20 protein-coding genes are annotated in these 21,433 nt (G+C 63.7%); 8 read left to right on the top strand and 12 right to left on the bottom strand.

Annotation, left to right across the window (positions count from 1 at the left end):
- Positions 1-117: 117 nt before the first annotated feature.
- Positions 118-1,014 (top strand): DMT family transporter, encoded by an 897-nt coding sequence (locus FB481_RS17610; RefSeq protein WP_147177191.1) that lies wholly within the window; start codon positions 118-120, stop codon positions 1,012-1,014.
- Here the strand turns inward: FB481_RS17610 and FB481_RS17615 are convergent.
- The gene (locus FB481_RS17615) at positions 998-1,708 is read right to left on the bottom strand and encodes a tRNA-uridine aminocarboxypropyltransferase (RefSeq protein ID WP_093507418.1); all 711 of its coding nucleotides are present in this window, start codon (positions 1,706-1,708) and stop codon (positions 998-1,000) included. The two genes, FB481_RS17610 and FB481_RS17615, sit on opposite strands and share 17 nt — an antisense overlap.
- A 235-nt stretch (positions 1,709-1,943) precedes the next feature.
- On the opposite strand from FB481_RS17615, the gene FB481_RS17620 reads away from it, so the two are divergent.
- Together FB481_RS17620 and FB481_RS17625 are read left to right on the top strand one after the other, a co-directional pair.
- Positions 1,944-2,345 carry a quorum-sensing-regulated virulence factor family protein gene (locus tag FB481_RS17620; RefSeq protein ID WP_147177192.1) on the top strand — a complete coding sequence of 134 codons (402 nt, stop codon included), beginning with the start codon at positions 1,944-1,946 and terminating at the stop codon, positions 2,343-2,345.
- Between the two features lie 51 nt (positions 2,346-2,396).
- Positions 2,397-3,458: an LOG family protein gene (locus FB481_RS17625; protein WP_147177193.1), complete on the top strand. Its 1,062-nt coding sequence runs from the start codon at positions 2,397-2,399 to the stop codon at positions 3,456-3,458.
- Between the two features lie 65 nt (positions 3,459-3,523).
- Here the strand turns inward: FB481_RS17625 and recX are convergent, their stop codons facing one another.
- The 3 genes from recX to FB481_RS17640 form a co-directional block, all read right to left on the bottom strand.
- Positions 3,524-3,988, bottom strand: a complete 465-nt coding sequence (gene recX / locus FB481_RS17630) for a recombination regulator RecX (protein WP_147177194.1) — start codon at positions 3,986-3,988, stop codon at positions 3,524-3,526.
- Positions 3,988-5,037 carry a recombinase RecA gene (gene recA, locus FB481_RS17635; protein ID WP_147177195.1) on the bottom strand — a complete coding sequence of 350 codons (1,050 nt, stop codon included), beginning with the start codon at positions 5,035-5,037 and terminating at the stop codon, positions 3,988-3,990. Before recA ends, recX begins: the two co-directional genes overlap by 1 nt.
- Positions 5,038-5,120: 83 nt before the next feature.
- Positions 5,121-5,633, bottom strand: a complete 513-nt coding sequence (locus FB481_RS17640; protein ID WP_093507428.1) for a CinA family protein — start codon at positions 5,631-5,633, stop codon at positions 5,121-5,123.
- A 78-nt stretch (positions 5,634-5,711) separates the two neighbouring features.
- On the opposite strand from FB481_RS17640, the gene mutS reads away from it, so the two are divergent.
- Together mutS and fdxA are read left to right on the top strand one after the other, a co-directional pair.
- Positions 5,712-8,285 carry a DNA mismatch repair protein MutS gene (mutS, locus tag FB481_RS17645; protein ID WP_093507430.1) on the top strand — a complete coding sequence of 858 codons (2,574 nt, stop codon included), beginning with the start codon at positions 5,712-5,714 and terminating at the stop codon, positions 8,283-8,285.
- A 282-nt stretch (positions 8,286-8,567) separates the two neighbouring features.
- Positions 8,568-8,891, top strand: coding sequence for a ferredoxin FdxA (fdxA, locus tag FB481_RS17655; RefSeq protein WP_013790430.1), 324 nt, complete (start codon positions 8,568-8,570; stop codon positions 8,889-8,891).
- Positions 8,892-9,424: 533 nt separating this feature from the next.
- Here fdxA and FB481_RS17660 read toward each other — a convergent pair.
- The 3 genes from FB481_RS17660 to FB481_RS17670 all read right to left on the bottom strand — a co-directional run bounded on the left by FB481_RS17660 (position 9,425) and on the right by FB481_RS17670 (position 10,676).
- A complete protein-coding gene (locus FB481_RS17660; RefSeq protein ID WP_013790429.1) occupies positions 9,425-9,781 on the bottom strand; it encodes a PilZ domain-containing protein in 357 nt (118 codons plus the stop codon).
- A gap of 61 nt (positions 9,782-9,842) precedes the next feature.
- A complete protein-coding gene (locus FB481_RS17665; protein WP_093507432.1) occupies positions 9,843-10,268 on the bottom strand; it encodes a DUF4124 domain-containing protein in 426 nt (141 codons plus the stop codon).
- 30 nt (positions 10,269-10,298) lie between these two features.
- The gene (locus tag FB481_RS17670; protein WP_013790427.1) at positions 10,299-10,676 is read right to left on the bottom strand and encodes a tol-pal system YbgF family protein; all 378 of its coding nucleotides are present in this window, start codon (positions 10,674-10,676) and stop codon (positions 10,299-10,301) included.
- 179 nt (positions 10,677-10,855) lie between these two features.
- Between FB481_RS17670 and FB481_RS17675 the strand changes: the two genes are divergently transcribed.
- Positions 10,856-11,764, top strand: coding sequence for a universal stress protein (locus FB481_RS17675; protein WP_147177196.1), 909 nt, complete (start codon positions 10,856-10,858; stop codon positions 11,762-11,764).
- A gap of 71 nt (positions 11,765-11,835) precedes the next feature.
- Positions 11,836-13,287 (top strand): pyruvate kinase, encoded by a 1,452-nt coding sequence (pyk, locus tag FB481_RS17680; RefSeq protein WP_027909819.1) that lies wholly within the window; start codon positions 11,836-11,838, stop codon positions 13,285-13,287.
- A gap of 59 nt (positions 13,288-13,346) precedes the next feature.
- Here pyk and FB481_RS17685 read toward each other — a convergent pair whose 3' ends face one another.
- Both FB481_RS17685 and FB481_RS17690 read right to left on the bottom strand, forming a co-directional pair.
- Positions 13,347-14,285 (bottom strand): iron-sulfur-binding ferredoxin reductase, encoded by a 939-nt coding sequence (locus tag FB481_RS17685; RefSeq protein WP_147177197.1) that lies wholly within the window; start codon positions 14,283-14,285, stop codon positions 13,347-13,349.
- On the bottom strand, positions 14,263-15,405 hold the full coding sequence (locus FB481_RS17690; protein ID WP_093507438.1) for a diguanylate cyclase: 1,143 nt from the start codon (positions 15,403-15,405) through the stop codon (positions 14,263-14,265). Before FB481_RS17690 ends, FB481_RS17685 begins: the two co-directional genes overlap by 23 nt.
- Before the next feature lie 195 nt (positions 15,406-15,600).
- Here FB481_RS17690 and FB481_RS17695 point away from each other — a divergent pair, with 195 nt between their 5' ends.
- On the top strand, positions 15,601-17,124 hold the full coding sequence (locus FB481_RS17695) for a fumarate hydratase (RefSeq protein ID WP_147177198.1): 1,524 nt from the start codon (positions 15,601-15,603) through the stop codon (positions 17,122-17,124).
- 207 nt (positions 17,125-17,331) lie between these two features.
- On the opposite strand, the gene FB481_RS17700 is transcribed toward FB481_RS17695, so the two are convergent.
- From FB481_RS17700 to FB481_RS17710, 3 genes are all read right to left on the bottom strand, one after another.
- Positions 17,332-19,761, bottom strand: coding sequence for a TonB-dependent receptor (locus tag FB481_RS17700; RefSeq protein ID WP_147177199.1), 2,430 nt, complete (start codon positions 19,759-19,761; stop codon positions 17,332-17,334).
- A 103-nt stretch (positions 19,762-19,864) separates the two neighbouring features.
- Complete coding sequence (locus tag FB481_RS17705; protein WP_147177200.1) at positions 19,865-20,839, bottom strand: FecR family protein; 975 nt, start codon at positions 20,837-20,839, stop codon at positions 19,865-19,867.
- The gene (locus tag FB481_RS17710) at positions 20,836-21,423 is read right to left on the bottom strand and encodes an RNA polymerase sigma factor (protein ID WP_093507448.1); all 588 of its coding nucleotides are present in this window, start codon (positions 21,421-21,423) and stop codon (positions 20,836-20,838) included. The genes FB481_RS17705 and FB481_RS17710 overlap by 4 nt, the downstream gene beginning before the upstream one ends.
- Positions 21,424-21,433 lie beyond the last annotated feature (10 nt).

Here is a 21,433-nt window from a genome sequence, read left to right on the forward strand (position 1 = left end):
GACCCCATTTGCCTGACAGCGTGACGTACGGTGCCCACCAGCATGCCCAGCGCAGGCGGGGTGGTCAAGCGCAGCGCTTTGCGGCAAAGTCTGCGCCTTTTTTGCAGGAAGCTTTCGATGCCCAACCACGCACTGCGCGCCGATCTGTTGATGCTGCTTACCGCGCTGATCTGGGGCTCGTCCTTCGTCGCCCAGCGCCTGGGCATGGATGCCGTCGGCCCCTTTCTATATAGCGGCCTGCGTTTCGCCCTGGCGGTGATCGTGTTGTTGCCGGTGATCATGCTGCTGCGCCGCCGTAGCGCCCAGTCGGCCTCGCCCATCAGTCGCCCGGTGCTGCTTGGCGGCAGCCTGATGGGTGCGGTGCTGGCCCTGGGCATCAACCTGCAGCAGGTCGGCCTGCTGTTCACCAGCGTCACCAACTCGGGTTTCATCACCGGGCTCTACGTGATCGTGGTGCCGCTGCTGGGGCTGTTGCTGGGTCACAAGACCGGGCTGGGCATCTGGCTCGGTGCCTCGCTGGCGGTGATCGGTATGTTCCTGCTCAGCGTCGGCGACGGTTTCCACGTCGCCTCCGGTGACCTGCTGCAACTGGCCGGCGCCTTTGTATGGGGTATCCATGTGCTGCTGGTGAGCTTTTTCGCCACCCGCCATGACGCCCTGGTGCTAGCCCTGGTGCAGTTCATCACTTGCGCTCTGATCAGTCTCGCCCTGGCGCTGCTGTTCGAACCGCTGCCCGGCGCTGATATCGTCCGCGCACTGCCGGCCATCGCCTACGGCGGCATCCTCGGTGTGGGCGTGGGCTTCACCCTGCAGGTGATTGCCCAGAAACATGCCATCGCTTCCCACGCGGCGATCATTCTGTCCCTGGAAGCCGTGTTCGCTGCCATCGCCGGCGCACTGTTGCTTGGCGAGGCGCTGTCTTCACGGGGCTATGTCGGTTGTGGGCTGATGTTCGCCGGCATGCTGCTCGCCCAGCTGTGGCCCAAGCCGGCTGCAGTCAGAGAAACGGCTTGAGACGCTGGTGCAACGCGTCGTCGAGATCCACCGCGCGCGGCGCCTTGGAGGCCAGGTAATGCGCACTGAATACGTCGAGATAGGCGTTCAGGGCATCGGCGGCGCGCTCATCGCCGGCCAGTTCCAGGCACATCGCCGCGACCTCGGCGGTGCACAGGTGATCATCACGCTTGGAGCGCCTTAGCCGGTAGCGCGACAAGGTCTCCGGCTGCAGGCTGAGCACCGGCAGGCTGTCGAGATACGGACTCTTGCGAAACATCTTGCGCGCCTGGGTCCAGGTGGCGTCGAGCAGTACGAACAGCGGGCGCTTGCCTTCTGTAGCCTCCACAGAGGTCACCACCCGTTCAGGCTCGGCATATTCGCCGGGAAACACCAGGTAAGGCTGCCATTGCTCGTCATCGAGCAGGGCCGGTAGCGCCGGATCGACTTCGGTGCGCGACCATCCAAAGGCCGAGGTATCGGCAACCACATCGGCGATCAGCCAGCCGGTATTGCTCGGTTTCAGCGCCTCGACATCGTGCATCACCAAGCACACGCCCGCGCGGGCAGAAACCTGCGGCTTCCACGCACACAGGCAATGGCTGCTGGCCAGACGGCACTGCTCGCAGCGCGCCGCCCGCGAGCCCCGTGCCAGAAAGGGTTTGACGCTGCGCGCCAGACGCGCGGCGCGCAATGCGTGAACGGCGTGGCTCATGGACGCACGCTCAGTTTGGTGAAGATCACGCGGTGCAAAGCAGGAGAACACATGATGGGGCGCATCGCCTGGCAAAAAGGGCGCGTAGTCTAGCTGTGCCACACCGCTCAATACCACGCCGCGGCGACAACAAGCTTGGTAACATCGGGCATCGGTTGCCGGCCTGGTTCGCCAGAACGAACATAACCAGAAGAGCCCGGTCTATTAACGCTCACTGCCTTCAGGAGTCTGCCCCATGCAGCGTATTGCCCTATCCGTTCTTCTTACCAGCCTGCTCCTGCCCGCTGCCCACGCCGCCTCGCTCAACGAGTACGAGCTGACCAAAACCCTGGAAAAAGTGGCCAAGGAAAGCAGCGTCGGCACCCCGCGCGCCATCAACGAGGACATCCTCGACCGCGGCTATACAGTCGAAGGTAACCAGCTGATCAACCACCTCAGCGTACGCCCTGCCCATGGCGCACAGATGCGCAGCAACCCCGATACCGTGCGTGCACAACTGACCAACAGCGTGTGCAGCAACCCCGGCTTTCGCAAGCTGCTGGCCAGCGGAGCGGTGCTGCGTTACGAGTTCAGCGAGATCCAGAGCAATCGTCCCATCACCACCGAGCAATTCGGCAAGGCCGACTGCCGCCTGTAAGTCATGTGAGCGTGGTAAAACCCGGGGCATTGACGCATAAGGAGTAGCGCAATGAACGATCACAGCAATGGCACCCTACCGCTAGGCGGCGATGTACTGGCAGCCGAACTGGATGCACTGGCGACGCGGATAACTCCCGCCGGCAGCGTCAACACCGCGCTGTACCGGGAGATGCTCGCCACCGTGGCGCGCATGGCCCAGGCCGACCGCAACCGCTGGGACGCCAAAATCATGCTGCAGACCCTGCGTGAACTCGAGCGCGCCTTCGCCATGCTCGACCGCTTTCGCCATCGCCGCAAGGTCACCGTGTTCGGCTCGGCACGCACCCAGCCCGGCCATCCGGTCTACGCCCTGGCACGGGAACTGGGCAAGACCTTGGCCCGCCATGACCTGATGGTGATCACCGGCGCCGGTGGCGGCATCATGGCCGCAGCCCATGAAGGCGCGGGCCGCGACAACAGCCTGGGCTTCAACATCACCCTGCCCTTCGAGCAATCCGCCAATGCGGTGATGAAAGGCAGCGACAACCTGCTGTCCTTCCACTTCTTCTTTCTGCGCAAGCTGTTCTTCGTGAAAGAGGCCGACGCCCTGGTGCTCTGCCCCGGCGGTTTCGGCACTCTGGATGAAGCGCTGGAAGTCATCACCCTGATCCAGACCGGCAAGAGCCCGCTGGTGCCGGTGATCCTGCTCGACGAGCCGAGTGGCACGTTCTGGCAGGGTTTGCTCGATTACATCCGGCAAAACCTGGACAGTAACGGCTACATCCTCTCCAGCGATATGAATCTGATGCGCCTGGTACACGACGCCGAGTCAGCAGCCCAGGAGATCGATCGCTTCTACGCCAATTACCATTCCAGCCGCTGGCTGCAGGATCAGTTCGTGGTGCGCATGCGCCACCCGCTGAGCGAAGCTGCGCTGGCGTACCTGAACCTGCAGTTCAGCGATCTGTGCAAGCAGGGCGACATCCAGCAACAGCAAAACGGTGACGAACTCGTCGACGGCCCCGAGCTGTGCAAATTGCCAAGGCTGCTGTTCACTTTCAGTGGACGCAATGCCGGACGGCTGCGCGAATTGCTCGACGTGATCAACAAGCCGGAACACTGGCTGAGCTGATACATCGGGATGGGAAGGGACGTCTAGGCGTCAGGATGGCGAACCGGACGACTCAACCTTGAAGATCAGTCGTCGAAACCGCCGCGCAGCAGTTGACCGACCAGATCCATCGGATAGCCGCGATAGACCAGAAAACGCATCTGCTTGGCCCGTTCGCGCGCATCGCCAGGCAATTGACCGGCAAACTTGCGTTGCCAGGTTTCCCGCAAGCCTTCACGCCAGTCGATACCGCTGTCGCGCAGCGCCTGCTCTACATCCGCGCGGGCCAGGCCACGCTGGGACAGGTCATCGCGGATGCGCTGCGGGCCGAAACCCGAGCGCGCCCGGTAACTGATGAAACTCTCCAGATAACGCGCCTCGGACAACAGCCCTTCTTCGCTCAGGCGATCAAGGGCTGCTTCGATATGCTCGTCGCTGGCGCCGCGCTGGCGCAACTTGCGCGACAGCTCGACACGCCCGTGTTCGCGGCGCGCCAGCAGATCCATGGCGGCATGCCGCACCGCGGCAACGTTATCCAGAACAGCGGGCATCAGAAGTCGGCTTCGGTATCCACCAGGTCATTGGCCGGCGCGTTGGCCTTGGCAGGGCCGGAAACCACCAGCAGCTTGTCACGGATCTGACCTTCGATCTCGCGGGCTACTTCCACGTTGTCTTCCAGGAACTTGGCGGCGTTGGCCTTGCCCTGACCGATCTTGTTGCCCTTGTAGCTGTACCAGGCACCGGACTTCTCGACCAGGCCCTGCTGCACGCCGAGGTCGATGATCTCGCCGTTACGGTAAATACCCTTGCCATAGAGAATCTGGAACTCGGCCTGGCGGAACGGCGGAGCGACCTTGTTCTTGACGACCTTGACGCGGGTTTCGCTGCCGACCACTTCGTCGCCCTCTTTCACCGCACCAGTACGGCGGATGTCGAGGCGAACCGAGGCGTAGAACTTCAGGGCGTTACCACCGGTGGTGGTTTCCGGGCTGCCGAACATCACGCCGATCTTCATGCGGATCTGGTTGATGAAGATCACCAGGCAGTTGGCGTTCTTGATGTTGCCGGTGATCTTGCGCAGCGCCTGGCTCATCAGGCGAGCCTGCAGGCCGACGTGCATGTCGCCCATCTCACCTTCGATTTCTGCTTTCGGTACCAGGGCCGCCACGGAGTCGACGATGATCACGTCGATGGCGTTGGAACGCACCAGCATGTCGGTGATTTCCAGGGCCTGCTCACCAGTGTCCGGCTGTGAGACCAGCAGGTCGTCGACGTTGACGCCCAGCTTGCCGGCGTAGTCCGGGTCCAGTGCGTGCTCGGCGTCGACGAAGGCGCAGGTTGCGCCTGCCTTCTGGGCTTCGGCGATGACCTGCAGGGTCAGCGTGGTCTTACCCGAGGATTCCGGACCGTAGATTTCCACGATACGGCCTTTCGGCAGGCCACCAATACCCAGTGCGATGTCCAGGCCCAGGGAGCCGGTGGAAATGGACGGAATGGCCTGACGGTCATGATCGCCCATGCGCATGACCGCGCCTTTGCCGAACTGTTTCTCGATCTGGCCCAGGGCAGCCGCCAACGCGCGCTTCTTGTTCTCGTCCATTGTATTCCTCACGTGATCAGAAGGGCCTGACGGCCAATAACTGTATAAGTAGCCAGTATTATTCCACAGGGTTCGGCACTCGCCTACCCCGCAGCGGGATTTTCTTCGACCAGTAGTCGCAACAACCCCTGCAACGCCGCTTCCACAGTTTGCAAACGCACGGCATCGCGGTCCCCGGGGAATTGGAAGCGCCGACTGAACAGGGTGTCGCCATCGCCCCAGGCGATCCAAACGGTACCGACCGGCTTCTCCAGGCTACCGCCGCCCGGCCCGGCGATACCGCTGACCGCCGTAGCGTAGCGCGCGCCACTCTGGGCCTGGGCGCCGCGCACCATGGCCTCGACCACCTCGCGGCTGACTGCGCCTACCGTAGCGAAGTGCGCTTCGGGCACGCCCAGCTGGCGGGTTTTCTGGGCATTGGAATAGGTGACGAAGCCAGCCTCGAACCAGGCCGAGCTGCCCGCCACACGGGTAATGGCTTCGGCAATACCACCACCGGTGCAGGACTCGGCGGTGGTGACCTGGGCACTCTTTTCCAGCAGGGCTTGGCCGAGACGGGCGGCGAGCCCGGTGATGGGCTGATCGTCGATATTCATCTGCGCTCCGGGGTTAAAGCGGGAGGGGTCGATACCGTACACTACGCGCTTTTGCGATTCAGCCGGACACTCGACACGATGAGCCAAAGCGACCTCTCCAGCCACACCCCGATGATGCAGCAGTACTGGAGACTGAAGAATCAGCACCCGGACCAGCTGATGTTCTATCGCATGGGTGACTTTTACGAGATCTTCTACGAAGACGCCAAGAAGGCCGCCAAACTGCTGGACATCACCCTGACCGCCCGCGGGCAGTCGGCGGGGCAGTCGATTCCGATGTGCGGCATTCCCTTCCACTCGGTCGAAGGCTACCTGGCCAAGCTGGTCAAGCTCGGCGAGTCGGTGGTCATCTGCGAGCAGATCGGCGACCCGGCCACCAGCAAGGGCCCGGTGGAACGCCAAGTGGTGCGCATCATCACTCCGGGCACCATCAGCGACGAAGCGCTGCTCGACGAACACCGCGACAACCTGCTGGCTGCCGTATTGGGTGACGAGCGCCTGTTCGGCCTTGCCGTGCTGGACATCACCAGCGGCCGCTTCAGCGTGCTGGAGATAAAAGGCTGGGAAAACCTGCTGGCCGAACTCGAGCGCCTCAACCCGGCCGAGCTGCTGATTCCCGATGACTGGCCCCAGGGCCTGCCGGCCGAGAAGCGCCGTGGCTCGCGTCGTCGCGCGCCCTGGGACTTCGAGCGCGACACGGCCCAGAAGAGCCTGTGCCAACAGTTCGGCACCCAGGACCTCAAAGGCTTCGGCTGCGAAACCCTGACCCTGGCCATCGGTGCAGCCGGCTGCCTGCTGGCCTATGCCAAGGAAACCCAGCGCACCGCCCTGCCCCACCTGCGCAGCCTGCGCCATGAACGCATCGACGATACGGTGATCCTCGACGGCGCCAGCCGCCGCAACCTGGAGCTGGACGTCAACCTCGCCGGCGGCCGCGACAACACCCTACAATCGGTGGTGGACCGTTGCCAGACCGCCATGGGCAGCCGCCTGCTCGGCCGCTGGCTGAACCGCCCGCTGCGCGATCGCACAGTGCTCGAAGCCCGTCAGGAGTCGATTGCCTGCCTGCTGGATCGCTACCGTTTCGAAACCCTGCAGCCGCAGCTCAAGGAAATCGGCGACCTGGAGCGTATTCTCGCCCGTATCGGCCTGCGTAATGCGCGCCCGCGGGATCTGGCGCGCCTGCGCGATGCCCTTGGCGCCCTGCCCGAGCTGCAACAGGCCATGGCCCAGCTCGACTGCGCCCACCTGACCGCGCTGGCAGGCACCATCAGCACCTACCCGGAACTGGCCGAGCTGCTCGCGACGGCGATCATCGACAACCCGCCCGCGGTGATTCGCGATGGTGGCGTGCTGAAAACCGGCTATGACGCCGAACTCGACGAGCTGCAGTCGCTCAGCGAGAACGCCGGCCAGTACCTGATGGATCTGGAAGCCCGCGAGAAGGCCCGTACCGGCCTGGCCAACCTCAAGGTCGGCTACAACCGCGTGCACGGTTACTTCATCGAGCTGCCGAGCAAGCAGGCCGAGTCGGCGCCGGCCGACTATATCCGTCGCCAGACCCTCAAGGGTGCCGAGCGCTTCATCACTCCCGAGCTCAAGGAGTTCGAAGACAAGGCACTTTCAGCCAAGAGCCGCGCGCTGGCCCGTGAGAAGCAGCTCTATGAAGAACTGCTGGAGCGGCTGATCGGCCACCTCGGCCCGCTGCAGGACAGCGCCGCCGCGCTGGCCGAATTGGACGTGCTGAGCAATCTGGCCGAACGTGCCCTGAACCTGGACCTCAATCGTCCGCGCTTCGTCGACGAGCCGTGCATGCTGATCGAGCAAGGCCGCCACCCGGTGGTCGAGCAGGTGCTGACCACACCGTTCGTCGCCAACGACCTGAAGCTCGACGACGCCACGCGGATGCTGATCATCACCGGCCCGAACATGGGCGGTAAGTCGACCTACATGCGCCAGACCGCACTGATCGTGCTGCTCGCCCATATTGGCAGCTTCGTGCCGGCGGCGCGCTGCGAACTGTCGATGGTCGACCGCATCTTCACCCGCATCGGCTCCAGCGACGACCTGGCCGGCGGTCGCTCGACCTTCATGGTGGAAATGAGCGAGACCGCCAACATCCTGCATAACGCCAGCGACCGCAGCCTGGTGCTGATGGACGAAGTGGGCCGCGGCACCAGCACCTTCGACGGCCTGTCGCTGGCCTGGGCAGCTGCCGAGCAGTTGGCCAACCTGCGCGCCTACACGCTGTTCGCCACCCATTACTTCGAGCTGACCGTATTACCGGAAAGCCAGCCGGCAGTGGCCAACGTGCACCTCAACGCCACAGAGCACAACGAGCGCATCGTCTTCCTGCACCACGTTCTGCCCGGTCCGGCCAGCCAGAGCTATGGTTTGGCCGTGGCGCAATTGGCAGGCGTGCCGGCGCCGGTGATCCTGCGTGCCCGCGAGCATCTGGCGCGCCTGGAAACCACCAGCCTGCCCCACGACCTGCCGCCGCAAACTCCGGGACAACCAGCTGCACCGATGCAGAGCGATATGTTCGCCAGCCTGCCGCACCCGGTGCTGGAAGAGCTGCAGCTGGTCGATCCGAATGATCTGAGCCCGCGCCAGGCACTTGAACTGTTATATGCATGGAAGGCGCGGGTCTAACGCCAGAGCCAACTAGCTGATAGAATCCCGCGCGCTCCGGGAGCGCTGCGGCCTTTAGCAGGCCGTTGAAAACGTAGGCGAGGCAGGCAAGACAAGGCAAAAACGGCCGAAAAAGCGCAGTTTACAGGCTGTAAATGAGCATTTTTTGGCCGTTTCTAACGCAGTATTGCCAACGCAGGTAGTTTTCGACGGCTTGTTAGCCTGGCCCGCAGCCCATTCCAGAGCCTAAGAGCGGCCGTTCAAGAAACCGCTCGCTGCCGTAGCCCGAGGAGAAAACTAGAAATGACCTTCGTCGTCACCGACAACTGCATCAAGTGCAAGTACACCGACTGCGTGGAAGTCTGTCCGGTGGACTGCTTCTACGAGGGCCCGAACTTCCTGGTGATCCACCCGGATGAATGCATCGACTGCGCGCTCTGCGAGCCGGAGTGCCCAGCGCAGGCCATCTTCTCCGAAGACGAGATTCCCGATGGCATGCAGGAATACATCGAGCTCAACGCCGAGCTGGCGGAAGTCTGGCCGAATATCACCGAGCGCAAAGAAGCCTTGCCCGATGCCGAAGAATGGGATGGCGTGAAAGACAAGCTTCAGCACCTCGAGCGCTGAGCGAGGCGGCACAGGCCGCTAACAAAAATGCCGCTACCCCAGAGGGTGCGGCATTTTTTATGGGCGCTTGAAAAGTCGCCTGCCGCCGCGCTCGTAACAGCACGGTGACGCCTGGCGGCTATTCAGAATCGCGGATAAGCAACGCGGCTTGAGCACTTTTCTGCAGGCAAAAAAAGGGGCGGTTTTACCCGCCCACTCTTTTGTCCCTATTCCCTGAAACTCCCAACTCATCATCCTGATGAATCGCTTCCCGCGATGTCCTGATCGTTGTCCCTAACGACCTGCGCTTGTCCCTAAGCACGGTTCAGATATTAACGGCCTCGAGATTTATCACAACGCCCTCTCAACCGACGCAGGCAGCCAAGACACTCAAGCATCCAATAAATAAATCCTTTATTTACAATAACTTGAAAATATAGATGGCTCAGCGTCAGTTTCCCAACGCGAAACCGTCACCCAGGCTTACAGGGCTTGTAAGCAATCACTTACATGATCTGGGCGAAAACGTGCGGAACAATGGAAGCGATGCAAGCTCACACCGGTGCGGCGAGCGGATGGAAGCTGAAGTAGTAGCGAAGGGCGTCGACCATCTCCAAGTAATCCTGAGGCGGCGACTGCAGCGTGAAACCCGAATCGAAGCTGCCAGGCGTCACGTCTTCCTGGCACCACAGGCAGGTGGCGGTGAAGTCGATATGGCGAAAGCCGTCGCAACCCGGAATTTTCAGGCGCAGATCGAAGCAGCCCCCCACCAGCACTGGCAGTTGGCTGATCAGCATCAGGCCGTCTGCCGATACATTGCCCAGGTAACCGACCGGTTTGTCGGTAAAGGCATTGAAGACCTTCAGGTAGTAAGGCAGCTGGTGCCGTTCGATATGGCGGTTGGCGTTCATGATGGCAGAGCGCTATGAGTGTGAGGCGAGTATGCCGCCTGCCCAACTGACTGACCAGTGCTCAGTGACAGCGGCCTGACAACTGGTCGCGAAGCTGGCTGCGTGCGGCGTTCAGCTGCTCGTCGCTGTAATAGTGGCGCTCGCCACTGGCGCCTTGATGAAAGTAACGTCGCCCCTCGGGCATCGAAGCCAATTGCGCACGCAACTGAGCGCACTCCTTGACGAGCTGCGCCTGCTGCTCACGGCGGGCTTGAGCAGCCTGGGCCTGTTCGTCGCGGCGCGCCTGGAAGTAGCGCTCGGCACGCTGCTCGCGCTCCTGGGTGGCGGCGTCGCGTTCGATTACCTGGGGCTTTACCTCGACAGTTTGAGCATTGGCAGCCTGGGGCTGCTGACCGAAATGCACTTGACCGTTTTCATCGACCCAGCGATAGACCTGCCCGAAGGCCAGGCAGGGCAATAACAGCAAACCAACCAGAGCACGCGTCACGGCCTTCTCCAGGCAATCAGTCCCGTGCCGTCAAAGCGTGCCGGCAGGCGACACCTTGGCGGGCTCCGAGACGCCTTGATGGCCGAGCTGGCGCAGGGTTTCCAGCCGCGCGCGGGCACGGAAGGCATATTCGCTGGTGGGGTAACGGCCGATGATGAACTGGTAGGTCTGCGCCGCATCGAGGTACAGGTTCTGCCGCTCAAGGCATTGGCCGCGCAGCAGGGAAATCTCTGGCTGTATATAGCTGCGCGAGCGGCTCGAGCGCTCGGCCTGGGACAGATACAGCAGGGCGTCTTCGCAATCGCCCCGGTCGTAGGCCTGATAGGCCTTATTCAGATGGTGATCGAGCGACATGCGGGTGCACCCGCCAACGACCAGGACACAGCACAGCAGCAACAGAATACGCATGGGTTTCTCCTCCAATGAGCAGCGTATCGGCGCGGCCCGCAAAAACTGAACAGTCGCAACATGCTGCATTGGCTTGGACGACTAACGATGGGTAGCGGTCTTCTAGGCTGATTCAGGTCAACGCATGCCCACCGAGGATGGGCTGCAATGCCAGACAACCACTTCGCGAGGTCGCCTCCATGAAACTCGAAACGCTACTGGTCGTGATCGACCCCAGCCAACCCAGCCACCCGGCTCTGGAACGTGCCGCCTGGCTGGCCCGTCGTGCCCAGGCGCGCGTGCATGTGCTGCTGGTCGAGTATAGCCCCGCGCTGGATGGCAGCACCCTGGAGCAGAGCTTGCAGAGCAGAGCCCGGGACGCCCTGATCGAGCAACGCAGCAGCTGGCTTCAGGAGATGCTGGCGCCGCTGCAGGGCGAAGGGCTGGCCGTGAAGCAGGACGTTCGCTGGGGCAAGCGGCTGCATGAAACGGTGCTGGAAGTGGCCGAACAGCTGCAACCGGATCTGGTGCTCAAATCCGCTGCCCACAACAACCTGCTGCGCCGCTTGCTGCTCACTGACAGCTGCTGGCAACTGATGCGCCACTGCCCTTTCCCGCTATGGTTGGTGCACCACGCGCAGTGGCGCGGCAACAACCTGTGCACCGCCGTCGACCCACTGCACAAGGACGACAAGCCGGCCGCGCTGGATCATCACCTGATCGACACCAGCCAGGCGCTTGCCAAGGACCTCGGCATGCATGCCGATGTCGTGCATTGCCACGCGCCACTGCCGCGCACTCTGCTCAACAACGCCGAGCTGCTGGCCACCTATCAGCAGTACGTCAACGATGATGCGCAGCAGCATCACCAGGCCTTCGAAGACCTGATTCGTCAGCACGGGATCGAGCCGGACGCCGCTCATCTGCTCGAAGGTGCGCCGGAGAACATGCTGCCGCGCTTCGTACGCAAGCACGAAATCGATCTGCTGGTGATGGGCGCCATCGCCCGCGGGCGGCTGGATACCATCCTGATCGGCCACACCGCCGAGCGTCTGCTCGAGTCGGTGGACTGCGACCTGCTAGTGGTCAAGTTGCCGGTGGAAAAGTAGTGCAGTGGAACAATGACTACAGCGCGGCGGCGTAGTAGCCTCGCGGTCTGCTTCAATAAAGGAGTCCGCGCATGACCGTTCGCCGCACCAAAATCGTCGCCACCCTCGGCCCAGCCAGCAACTCGCCACAGATGCTGGAAAAGTTGATCCTGGCCGGGCTGGATGTTGCCCGCCTGAACTTCTCCCACGGCACGCCGGAAGAGCACAAGGCACGCGCCCAGCTGGTACGCGACATCGCCGCCAAGCATGGCCGCCATGTGGCTCTGCTGGGTGACCTGCAGGGCCCGAAGATCCGCATCGCCAAGTTCGCCAACAAGCGTATCGAGCTGGAAGTCGGTGATCGCTTCACCTTCTCCACCAGCCATCCGCTGACCGAGGGCAACCAGCAGGTAGTCGGCATCGACTACCCGGATCTGGTCAAGGATTGCGGCGTCGGCGACGAGTTGCTGCTCGACGATGGTCGCGTGGTCATGCGCGTTGAAAGCACCACCCCCGACACCCTCGAATGCGTCGTGCTGATCGGCGGCCCGCTGTCCGACCATAAAGGCATCAACCGTCGCGGTGGCGGCCTGACCGCCCCGGCCCTGACCGAGAAAGACAAGGCCGACATCAAGCTGGCTGCTGAAATGGACCTGGACTACTTGGCCGTTTCCTTCCCGCGCGATGCCGCGGACATGGAATACGCCCGCCAGCTGCGTGACGAAGCCGGCGGCAAAGCCTGGCTGGTCGCCAAGATCGAGCGCGCCGAAGCGGTAGCCAACGACGAAACCCTCGACGGCCTGATCAAGGCCAGCGACGTGGTGATGGTCGCCCGAGGTGACCTCGGTGTGGAAATCGGCGACGCCGAGCTGGTCGGCATCCAGAAGAAGATCATTCTGCATGCACGTCGCCACAACAAGGCGGTGATCGTCGCGACCCAGATGATGGAGTCGATGATCCAGAACCCGATGCCGACCCGTGCCGAGGTGTCCGACGTGGCCAACGCCGTGCTCGACTACACCGACGCAGTCATGCTGTCGGCCGAGAGCGCCGCTGGCGCCTACCCGCTGGAAGCCGTGCAGGCCATGGCGCGTATCTGCCTGGGCGCCGAGCGTCACCCGACCGGCAAGAGCTCCAGCCACCGCATCGGCAAGACCTTCGAGCGTTGCGACGAGAGCATCGCCCTGGCGGCCATGTACACCGCCAACCACTTCCCAGGCGTGAAGGCGATCATCGCCCTGACCGAAAGTGGTTACACCCCGCTGGTCATGTCGCGCATCCGCTCCTCGGTGCCGATCTACTCCTTCTCCCCGCACCGCGATACCCAGGCGCGCTCGGCGATGTTCCGTGGCGTGTACACCATCCCGTTCGACCCGGCGGCCCTGCCGGCCGGCGAAGTCAGCCAGGCGGCGGTGGACGAGCTGCTCAAGCGCGGCCTGGTCGAGCAAGGCGACTGGGTGATCCTGACCAAGGGCGACAGCTACCACACCATCGGTGGCACCAATGGCATGAAGATCCTGCATGTCGGTGACGTTCTGGTCTGAGGATTGGCGCAGTAACAGGAAGGCCCGCATCGATGCGGGCCTTTTCATTTGTGCAGCGTTCAGGCGTGAGGCAGAAACAGGTCGCTGAACAGCTGGCTGCGCGGCAGGCCAGCCAGGTACAGGCGCCGCGAAAGCGCCTCGACGGTTTGCGGGCCGCCACAGAGCAGCGCTACCGTTTGCCGCGATGCGGGTCGCAGATTGCCCAGAAATGCCGGCAAGGCGGCCGTCTCGATCAGCTCGACCTGTACCTGCGGGTGCCGACTGGCGATGCCCTGCAGGGCGTCGGCCAGGTAATGCTCAGCAGGCGTGCCGGCCACATGCACCACGCGAATCGGCCCCTGATGATCCTGGCGCAGCGCCTCGCGCAATACCGCCCACAGGGGCGCCAGGCCGGTGCCGGCGCCGAGCAGCCACAGCGGTTTTTCCTGCCAGTCCGGGTCGTAGTGCAGGGATGCGCCGCTGAGTGCGCCCAGACGCAGGCTGGCGCCGACCTGCAGTTGGCGCACGGAATCGCAGAAGGCGCCGGGCCGGCCGCAATCGATATGAAACTCCAGCCAGGCATCCTCACAGGGCAAAGAGGCCAGCGAGTACGGCCGGGCGATGCCGTCCGCTGTCCACAGCAGCAGATGCTGACCCGCTCGATAACGCATGGGGTGCTGCGGCAGGAGGCGCAGGCGCACGACGCGCTCGCTCAACCAGTCCAGCGCCTGAATCTGCGCCGGCATGGCATCACGGGTGGGATCGAAAACCTCCAGTTGCAGCGGCTCGATCACGCTGCACTGGCAGGCCAGACGCCAGCCCTGCTCGCGGCGCGCCATATCCAGCGCATCGGGTTTGGCATCGTGCGGCTCACCGGCGACGCAGCGTACCAGGCAGGCCTGGCAGCTGCCGGCGCGGCAGCTGTAGGGCACCGGCACACCGGCGGCGAGTAGCCCATCGAGCAGATTGCTGGCCGGGGCGACGTCCCAGCAGCGGTCACTCAGTCGCAGCTGGGGCATCGGTCAGCTGCCAGGTCGAGGCGCTGCGGTTGCGACCGCTACGCTTGGCCTCATAGAGGGCCTGATCAGCCCGGTGCAGGGCATCGTCGAGATCGTCGTACAGGGTCACCAGGGTCATTCCCACGGAAAGGCTGAGGTTGGTCACCTTAACATTAACCGGCTCGCACTCGCTGAAGGCCACGCGCAAGCGCTCGCAACAGGCCATGAAAGAGTCGGCATCGGTATCGGGAATCAGCAGCACGAACTCCTCGCCGCCGTAGCGGGCAATCACATCGCCCTCGCGCAGGCAGGCGCTGGCCACCCCGGCAAACGCCTGCAGCACGCGATCACCGGCGGCATGGCCATAGCGGTCGTTGATGCTCTTGAAGTGATCCAGGTCGATCAGCGCCAGGCCATGCTGGCTCAAGGGTGTCAGGCTCTCGAGCGCCTGGGCGGCCATGCGCAGGAAGTGGCGGCGGTTAAACAGGCCGGTGAGCTCGTCGGTGGCCACCATGTCTTCCAGCTGGCGCATCATGCCACGCAGGGTTTCCTGGTGCGCCTTCAGAGCGAAGCGCCGATTGCGCATGCGCTGGCGCATCTGCTGCATGTACCAGGCGAACAGGTTCAGCCAGATCAGCACCAGCGCCAGCATGCCGGTCTGCAGCACCGCCAGGCTGACATCGCGCAGGGTACCGGCCTGGTGCTCGTAGAGGTTGATGCCCACGAAACCGACGAACGCCAGGAAGGCGCAGCGAAAGAACACCCAGGTGCGCAGCTGGAACAACCCGAACAGCATCGACATCGGGTAGACCACCAACAGGGCGCCACGCCCATAGTCGATCATGGCTACCAGGGTCGTGGTCAGCACCAGGCTGATCAGCACCTGCGCCTCGGTGAGGCTCGGGTCATTGAAACGTAGATTGCGGCCACTCAGGAACAAACCCAACAGCAGCGCCTGGGTGGCGAAGGTGGCCACCAGCACAGCGGCGACGGCGATGCCTGGCGCCCGGAACAGATCGCAGAAATAAGCCAGCAGTACCACGACGGAAATCGTCAGGTAGGTGGCGACAGCCAAGGCGAAGCGCTTGATCAGCAGACGCTGCAGGGTCTTTTGATTGAGTGGACGGTTGCTGGAGGTCATGGGCTCCCTCCCATACTGGCAACTGGCCTCTACTGTAACTGGGCGCTCGTAAAAAACCTAGAGATTATGTGGAGTTATCGCAGCCGCCCAACGGGTGTCCCGTGCCCTGCCCGCGCGGTATACTGCGGCGCCTTTTTGAACCAGCCGGCCATGTTCCGGCATTTGAAGTTCCTGCCCTACAAGGGAGCGCCCCACATGACCGTGATCAAGCAAGACGACCTGATCCAGAGCGTCGCCGACGCCCTGCAGTTCATCTCCTACTACCACCCCGTCGACTTCATCCAGGCGATGCACGAAGCCTACCTGAAGGAAGAGTCGCCGGCCGCGCGCGACTCCATGGCGCAGATCCTCATCAACTCGCGCATGTGTGCCACCGGCCACCGCCCGATCTGCCAGGACACCGGCATCGTCACCGTATTCGTCAAGGTCGGCATGGACGTGCGCTGGGACGGCGCCACCATGAGTCTGGATGACATGATCAACGAAGGCGTTCGCCGCGCCTACAATCTTCCCGAGAACGTGCTGCGCGCCTCGATCCTGGCCGACCCGGCCGGTGCCCGCAAGAACACCAAGGACAACACCCCGGCAGTCATCCACTACTCCATCGTCCCTGGTGACAAGGTGGAAGTGGACGTCGCGGCCAAGGGCGGCGGCTCCGAGAACAAGTCGAAGATGGCCATGCTCAACCCGTCCGACTCGATCGTCGACTGGGTACTGAAAACCGTGCCGACCATGGGCGCTGGCTGGTGCCCGCCGGGCATGCTCGGCATCGGCATCGGCGGTACCGCCGAGAAGGCTGCGGTGATGGCCAAGGAAGTGCTCATGGAGCACATCGACATCCATGAGCTGCAGGCCCGCGGCCCGCAGAACAAGATCGAAGAACTGCGTCTGGAGCTGTTCGAGAAGGTCAACCAGCTGGGCATCGGCGCCCAGGGCCTGGGCGGCCTGACCACCGTGCTCGACGTGAAGATCATGGATTACCCGACCCACGCCGCTTCGCTGCCGGTGTGCATGATCCCCAACTGCGCCGCCACCCGCCACGCCCACTTCGTGCTCGATGGCAGCGGCCCGGCCGAGCTGGAAGCGCCGTCCCTGGACGCCTACCCGGAAATCGTCTGGGAAGCCGGCCCGTCGGCGCGCCGCGTCGACCTCGACACCCTGACCCCGGAAGACGTGCAGAGCTGGAAGCCGGGCGAGACCATCCTGCTCAACGGCAAGATGCTCACCGGTCGCGACGCCGCGCACAAGCGCATGGTCGAGATGCTCAACAAGGGTGAAGAACTGCCGGTCGACCTGAAAGGCCGCTTCATCTATTACGTGGGCCCGGTCGACCCGATCGGCGACGAGGTGGTAGGCCCAGCCGGCCCGACCACCGCCACGCGGATGGACAAGTTCACCCGGCAGATCCTCGAGCAGACCGGCCTGTTGGGCATGATCGGCAAATCCGAGCGCGGCCCGACCGCCATCGAAGCGATCAAGGACAACAAGGCCGTGTACCTGATGGCCGTCGGCGGCGCCGCCTACCTGGTCGCCCAGGCGATCAAGAAGTCCAAGGTGCTGGCGTTCGCCGAGCTGGGCATGGAAGCGATCTACGAGTTCGAGGTCAAGGACATGCCAGTCACCGTCGCCGTCGACAGCAACGGCGAGTCGGTGCACATCACAGGCCCTGCGATCTGGAACAAGAAGATCGCCGAAAGCCTGGCGGTGGAAGTGCAGTAAGCATCGCCCTGCGATAAACAAAAGCCCGGCCTAGTGCCGGGCTTTTGCGTTCTGGGATTCGAGCGTCAACCGTCCCCGGGTATCGCTACGCTCAACGCTGGGCTACAGACAGCTCGTAGGATGGGTGAAACCCATCAACGCTCGATGGGTTACACCCATCCTACAGGCCTGTGGTCGAACGCAGCGATACCCAGGTCGGCCATCCAGTCAGAACTCTAGGGTGCTGGAGAGCTGCACCTGGCGCGGCTCGCCGACGGAGACGGCAAGGTTGTTCACCGACGAGCTGTAGTAGGTCTTGTCGAACAGGTTCTTCACGTTGAGCTGCAGCTTGAGCTTGTTGTCGCCCAGGCGCGTGTCGTAGCTGGTGAAGGCATCGGCCACGGTGTAGGACGGCAAGGTGAAGCTGTTGGTCGCATCGCCTTCCCGGTCACCCACATAGCGAGCGCCCACACCGGCACGCACACGGTCGCCACCGAACACCTGACCGAAGTCGTACACGCCGTACAGCGACGCGGTGTGCCGGGCCACGTTCTGCAGGCCATTGCCCTTGAGCTCCGGGTCCTTGGTCACCTCGGCATCGGTAAAGGCGTAAGTGCCAATCAGGCTGAGGTCATCGGTCAGCTGCCCGGTCACATCCAGCTCGACGCCGCGGGAGCGCACTTCGCCGGCGCCAGTCGCCACTGTGAGCCCTGTAGCATTGTCGGTCTGGGTCACCAGCACGTTTTCCTTGACGATATCGAACAGCGCCAGGGTGCCGGTGATGCGTCCGGGCCTATCCAGCTTGGCGCCGATCTCCCAGCTCTTGCCCTCCTCTGGCGACACACCGTTTATGGAGACCCCATTGGTCAGCGGTGCGATGGTCGAGTTGGGCTTGAACGATTCGGTGTAGCCGCCATACAGCGACAGCTCGTCGTTAAGTTTGTACACCAGGCCGACCCGCGGCACCCAGACCTGACCGTCGATATCGGTGTTCTTGTTGAACGGCCGGCCACGCCCGGCGAGTTGGTCATAGAGCTGATAGCGGGCGCCTGCCACAAAGATCCATTGCTCGTTGAGGTGCACCGAATCCTGGAAGAAGGCGGACTGGGTAACCACGCGATCGGTCTGGTCGCTGTCCGATGCAGCCACGGTGGTGGGCACCGGCACGTTGCCGTAGACTGGGTTGAACGGGTCGAAACGAATGGCGGTGTTCTGGCGCAGCAGGTCCTCGCGGTAGAACTTGCGGTACTCATGGTCCACGCCCATCAAAAGGTCGTGCTGCATGCCGCCGAGTTGCACGGTGCCGTCCAGATCGAAGGTGGCGAAATGCGAGGTGCTGACCGCGCCGCGGGTGCCATCCAGGCGGCGAACATAGGCGTTACTGCTATCGGAGGGCGGCTCGCGAAAGATCCGCGCCTGGTAGTCGTCGTAGGTATCACGGTTGTAGCTGTAAGCGAAGTGGGCTTTCCAGTCTTCGTTGAGCTGGTGCGAGAGGTCGAAGATGGTCAGGTTCGAGCGGCCGTCGGTGACGTTATAGGCCTCGTCCATGCGCCGCTCGGCGGGAATGTCCAGTGGCTTGCCGTGGCGAAAAATGGTGCCGCGGTCGAACGGCACCGAATACTCGCGGTATTCGTGGCTGAGGGTGATCGTGGTGTCCTGGCCATACCAGGCCAGCGAGGGCGCGAAGGTCTTGTCGCGGTTGTGGCCGAAGTCGCGCCAATAGTCGGCGTCGTCGTAATCGGCGACCAGCCGGTAAGCCAGGCCGGTTTCACCCAGCGGGCCGGTGACGTCCAGGGTACCGCCGCTGCCGTTCTTGCCGTGGCCATAGGTCGAAGCGCGGCCGGTGATGGCGCGATAGCTTTCCAGCTGCGGCTTCTTGCTGACCACATTGATAACGCCGCCCGGGTCGAGAATGCCGTAGAGCATCGACGACGGCCCCTTGAGCACTTCGACGCGCTCGGCGGTGGCGGTGAAGTTGCGGCCCTGGATGGTACGCATGCCGTCACGCAGGATGGAGCCGTCGCGGTTATCGCCGAAACCGCGCTTCATCACCGCATCCAGGGTGCTGCCCAAGGTGTTGGACTGGGTGATGCCACTGACGTTGACCAGCGCCTCGTCGAGCGTCTGCGGCTGTTGATCCTGCAGTACCTGGGTCGGCACCACCGCGACGGCCTGGGGGATTTCCAGCAGCGGCGTGTCGCTGCGCGTCAGCGAAGTGGTTTCCGGCGGCTGGTAGCTGGAACTCGGCGTGCGCTGCGACTGGATGTTCACCGCACCGAGGTTCACCGCGCCGTCGGCGGGCAGCGCCTGCAGGGTAACGGTGGTGGCGCCGACTCGGGCGAAGGTGAAGCCGGAGCCGGCCAGCAACCGGGCCAGCGCCTGCTCGGCGCTCATGCGCCCCTCGAGCGCTGGCGCCTGTAACGCGTAGGGCGCTTCGTCGGTGTACACCACATTGAGGCCGGTGACGCGGCTGAAGGCGTCGAGCGCCCGTGGCAGCGGCTGCGCAGCGATGGCGAAGTCATAGGTCGCGGCCTGATCGGCGCTGACCTGGGCCTGGGCCGGCTGCGCCAGGGGCAGGATGGCCGAGCCCAGCAGGCAGGTGGCCAGACCGATGTGTTTCAAGGAGGCATCCTGCCGGCGCATGGTGCGGTGGTTCATGGTGGTGTTCATCCAGAGGCGGGCTGTCAGTGCGAAAAAGTCGCATTCAAAGCACTACACGAATGCCGCGCGGCTCTACCTCACCCCGGCCTGAAAATATTTTTCAGCGCAGGATGATCAGCCGGCCAAGCACCTTGTGCTGCTCGAAGCCCACCACGCCCTGCAGGGCATCGAGAATCGCTTCGGGATCCTGGCTGGCGAAGCTGCCGCTGACCCGCTTGCCGCGCAGCGCATCGTCGAGCAGCACGATGCGCCCCGGGTAGTAACGGCGCAGCTCATCAAGCACCTCGCCCAGCGGGGCGCGATAGAAACTCAGGCGGCCATCGCGCCAGGCGGTCAGCGCAGCGGTATCGACAGCCAGGGGATTGCCGCTGACGCCATCCCGGTAACTGACCTGCTGATCAGCCGTCAGCACTCGCGGGGCTTCCAGTGGCCCGCCGCGCACCGCCACCCGCCCCTGCTGCACCGAAACCCGCGCGCCCTCGCCCAGGCGCCGCACCTCGAAACGCGTACCGAGCACCCGCGACTCGCCACCGGCCGCGGCAACGGTAAAGGGAATCTCGCCCCGCACCACGCTGAAGTAAGCCGCTCCACGGCGCAGTTCGACATGCCGCTCAACCGCGCTGTAGCGCACGGCGATGGCGCTGTCGGCGTCCAGCACCACGCTCGATCCGTCGCTTAGCGTCACGGTGCGCACCTCACCCGGCGCCGAGACCATATCCGCGCCCAGGTCATCGACCCAACGCAGCGGCTGCCAGCCGCCGGCCCACACCACCACCAGCAGCAGGCAGGCGGCCATCGCCAAGGTCGGCGTCCAGTACCGGCGCCGGCGCTTCGGCGCACGCAGGTATTGCTGCAGGGCGGCATGCTCCTCATCGGCCAGTTGCTGGGCAGCCGGGCGACTCAGGTGCCAGAGCGACTGCATGCGCACGAAGGTATCGACATGCTCGGGCGCAGCGGCCAGCCATTGCTCGAACGCCATCTGCACGCCATCGTCGGGCTGGCCCTGCAGGCGGCCGAGCCATAGCCAGGCGTCCTGCTCGATAGGCGACAGCGGTGGGGATGACTCGAGGCTCATGGCGCAGCGCTTCCGTGTGAATGGCTGGCCGGCGTATCGATGACGCTGGCCTTGCAAGCTTCCAGGGCGCGCATCATATGTTTTTCCACCGCGCTCTGGGAAAGCGCCATGCTGCGGGCGATCTGCCCGTAGGTCTTGCCGTGAATGCGGTTGAGCAGAAAGATGTGCCGGGTGCGCTCTGGCAAGGCGCGCAAGGCGGCCTCCACGCGGCGCAGATCACTGCCGGCTTCCAGAACAGCATCCGGGGAAGCAGCACCGTCATCACACTGTGATGGCAGTAGCCCTGCCTCGCTACGGGAACGGGCGCCCTCGCTACGCAAATGATCGATGGCCAGGTTGTGGGCGCTGCGGATCAGGTAGCTGCCCAGATCTTCGAGGGGGGCGCTGGGCCGCCGCCAGAAGCGCAGGAACAGCTCCTGCAACAGATCAGCCGCCGTGGCCCGACAGCCGACACGACGGCGCAGCACCGCTTCCATCTGTTCTCGCCGGGCAAGAAAGGTGCGCAGGAAATCATCGCGCTGCGGTGCAGGCGCAGCGGCTGGATCCGGTTGGTGGGTATCGGGCAAGGACGGCAGGTCGACCATGAAGGAAAGC

The sequence above is a fragment of the Pseudomonas sp. AG1028 genome, assembly GCF_007993955.1.
In the GTDB taxonomy this organism is placed as follows: domain Bacteria; phylum Pseudomonadota; class Gammaproteobacteria; order Pseudomonadales; family Pseudomonadaceae; genus Aquipseudomonas; species Aquipseudomonas straminea.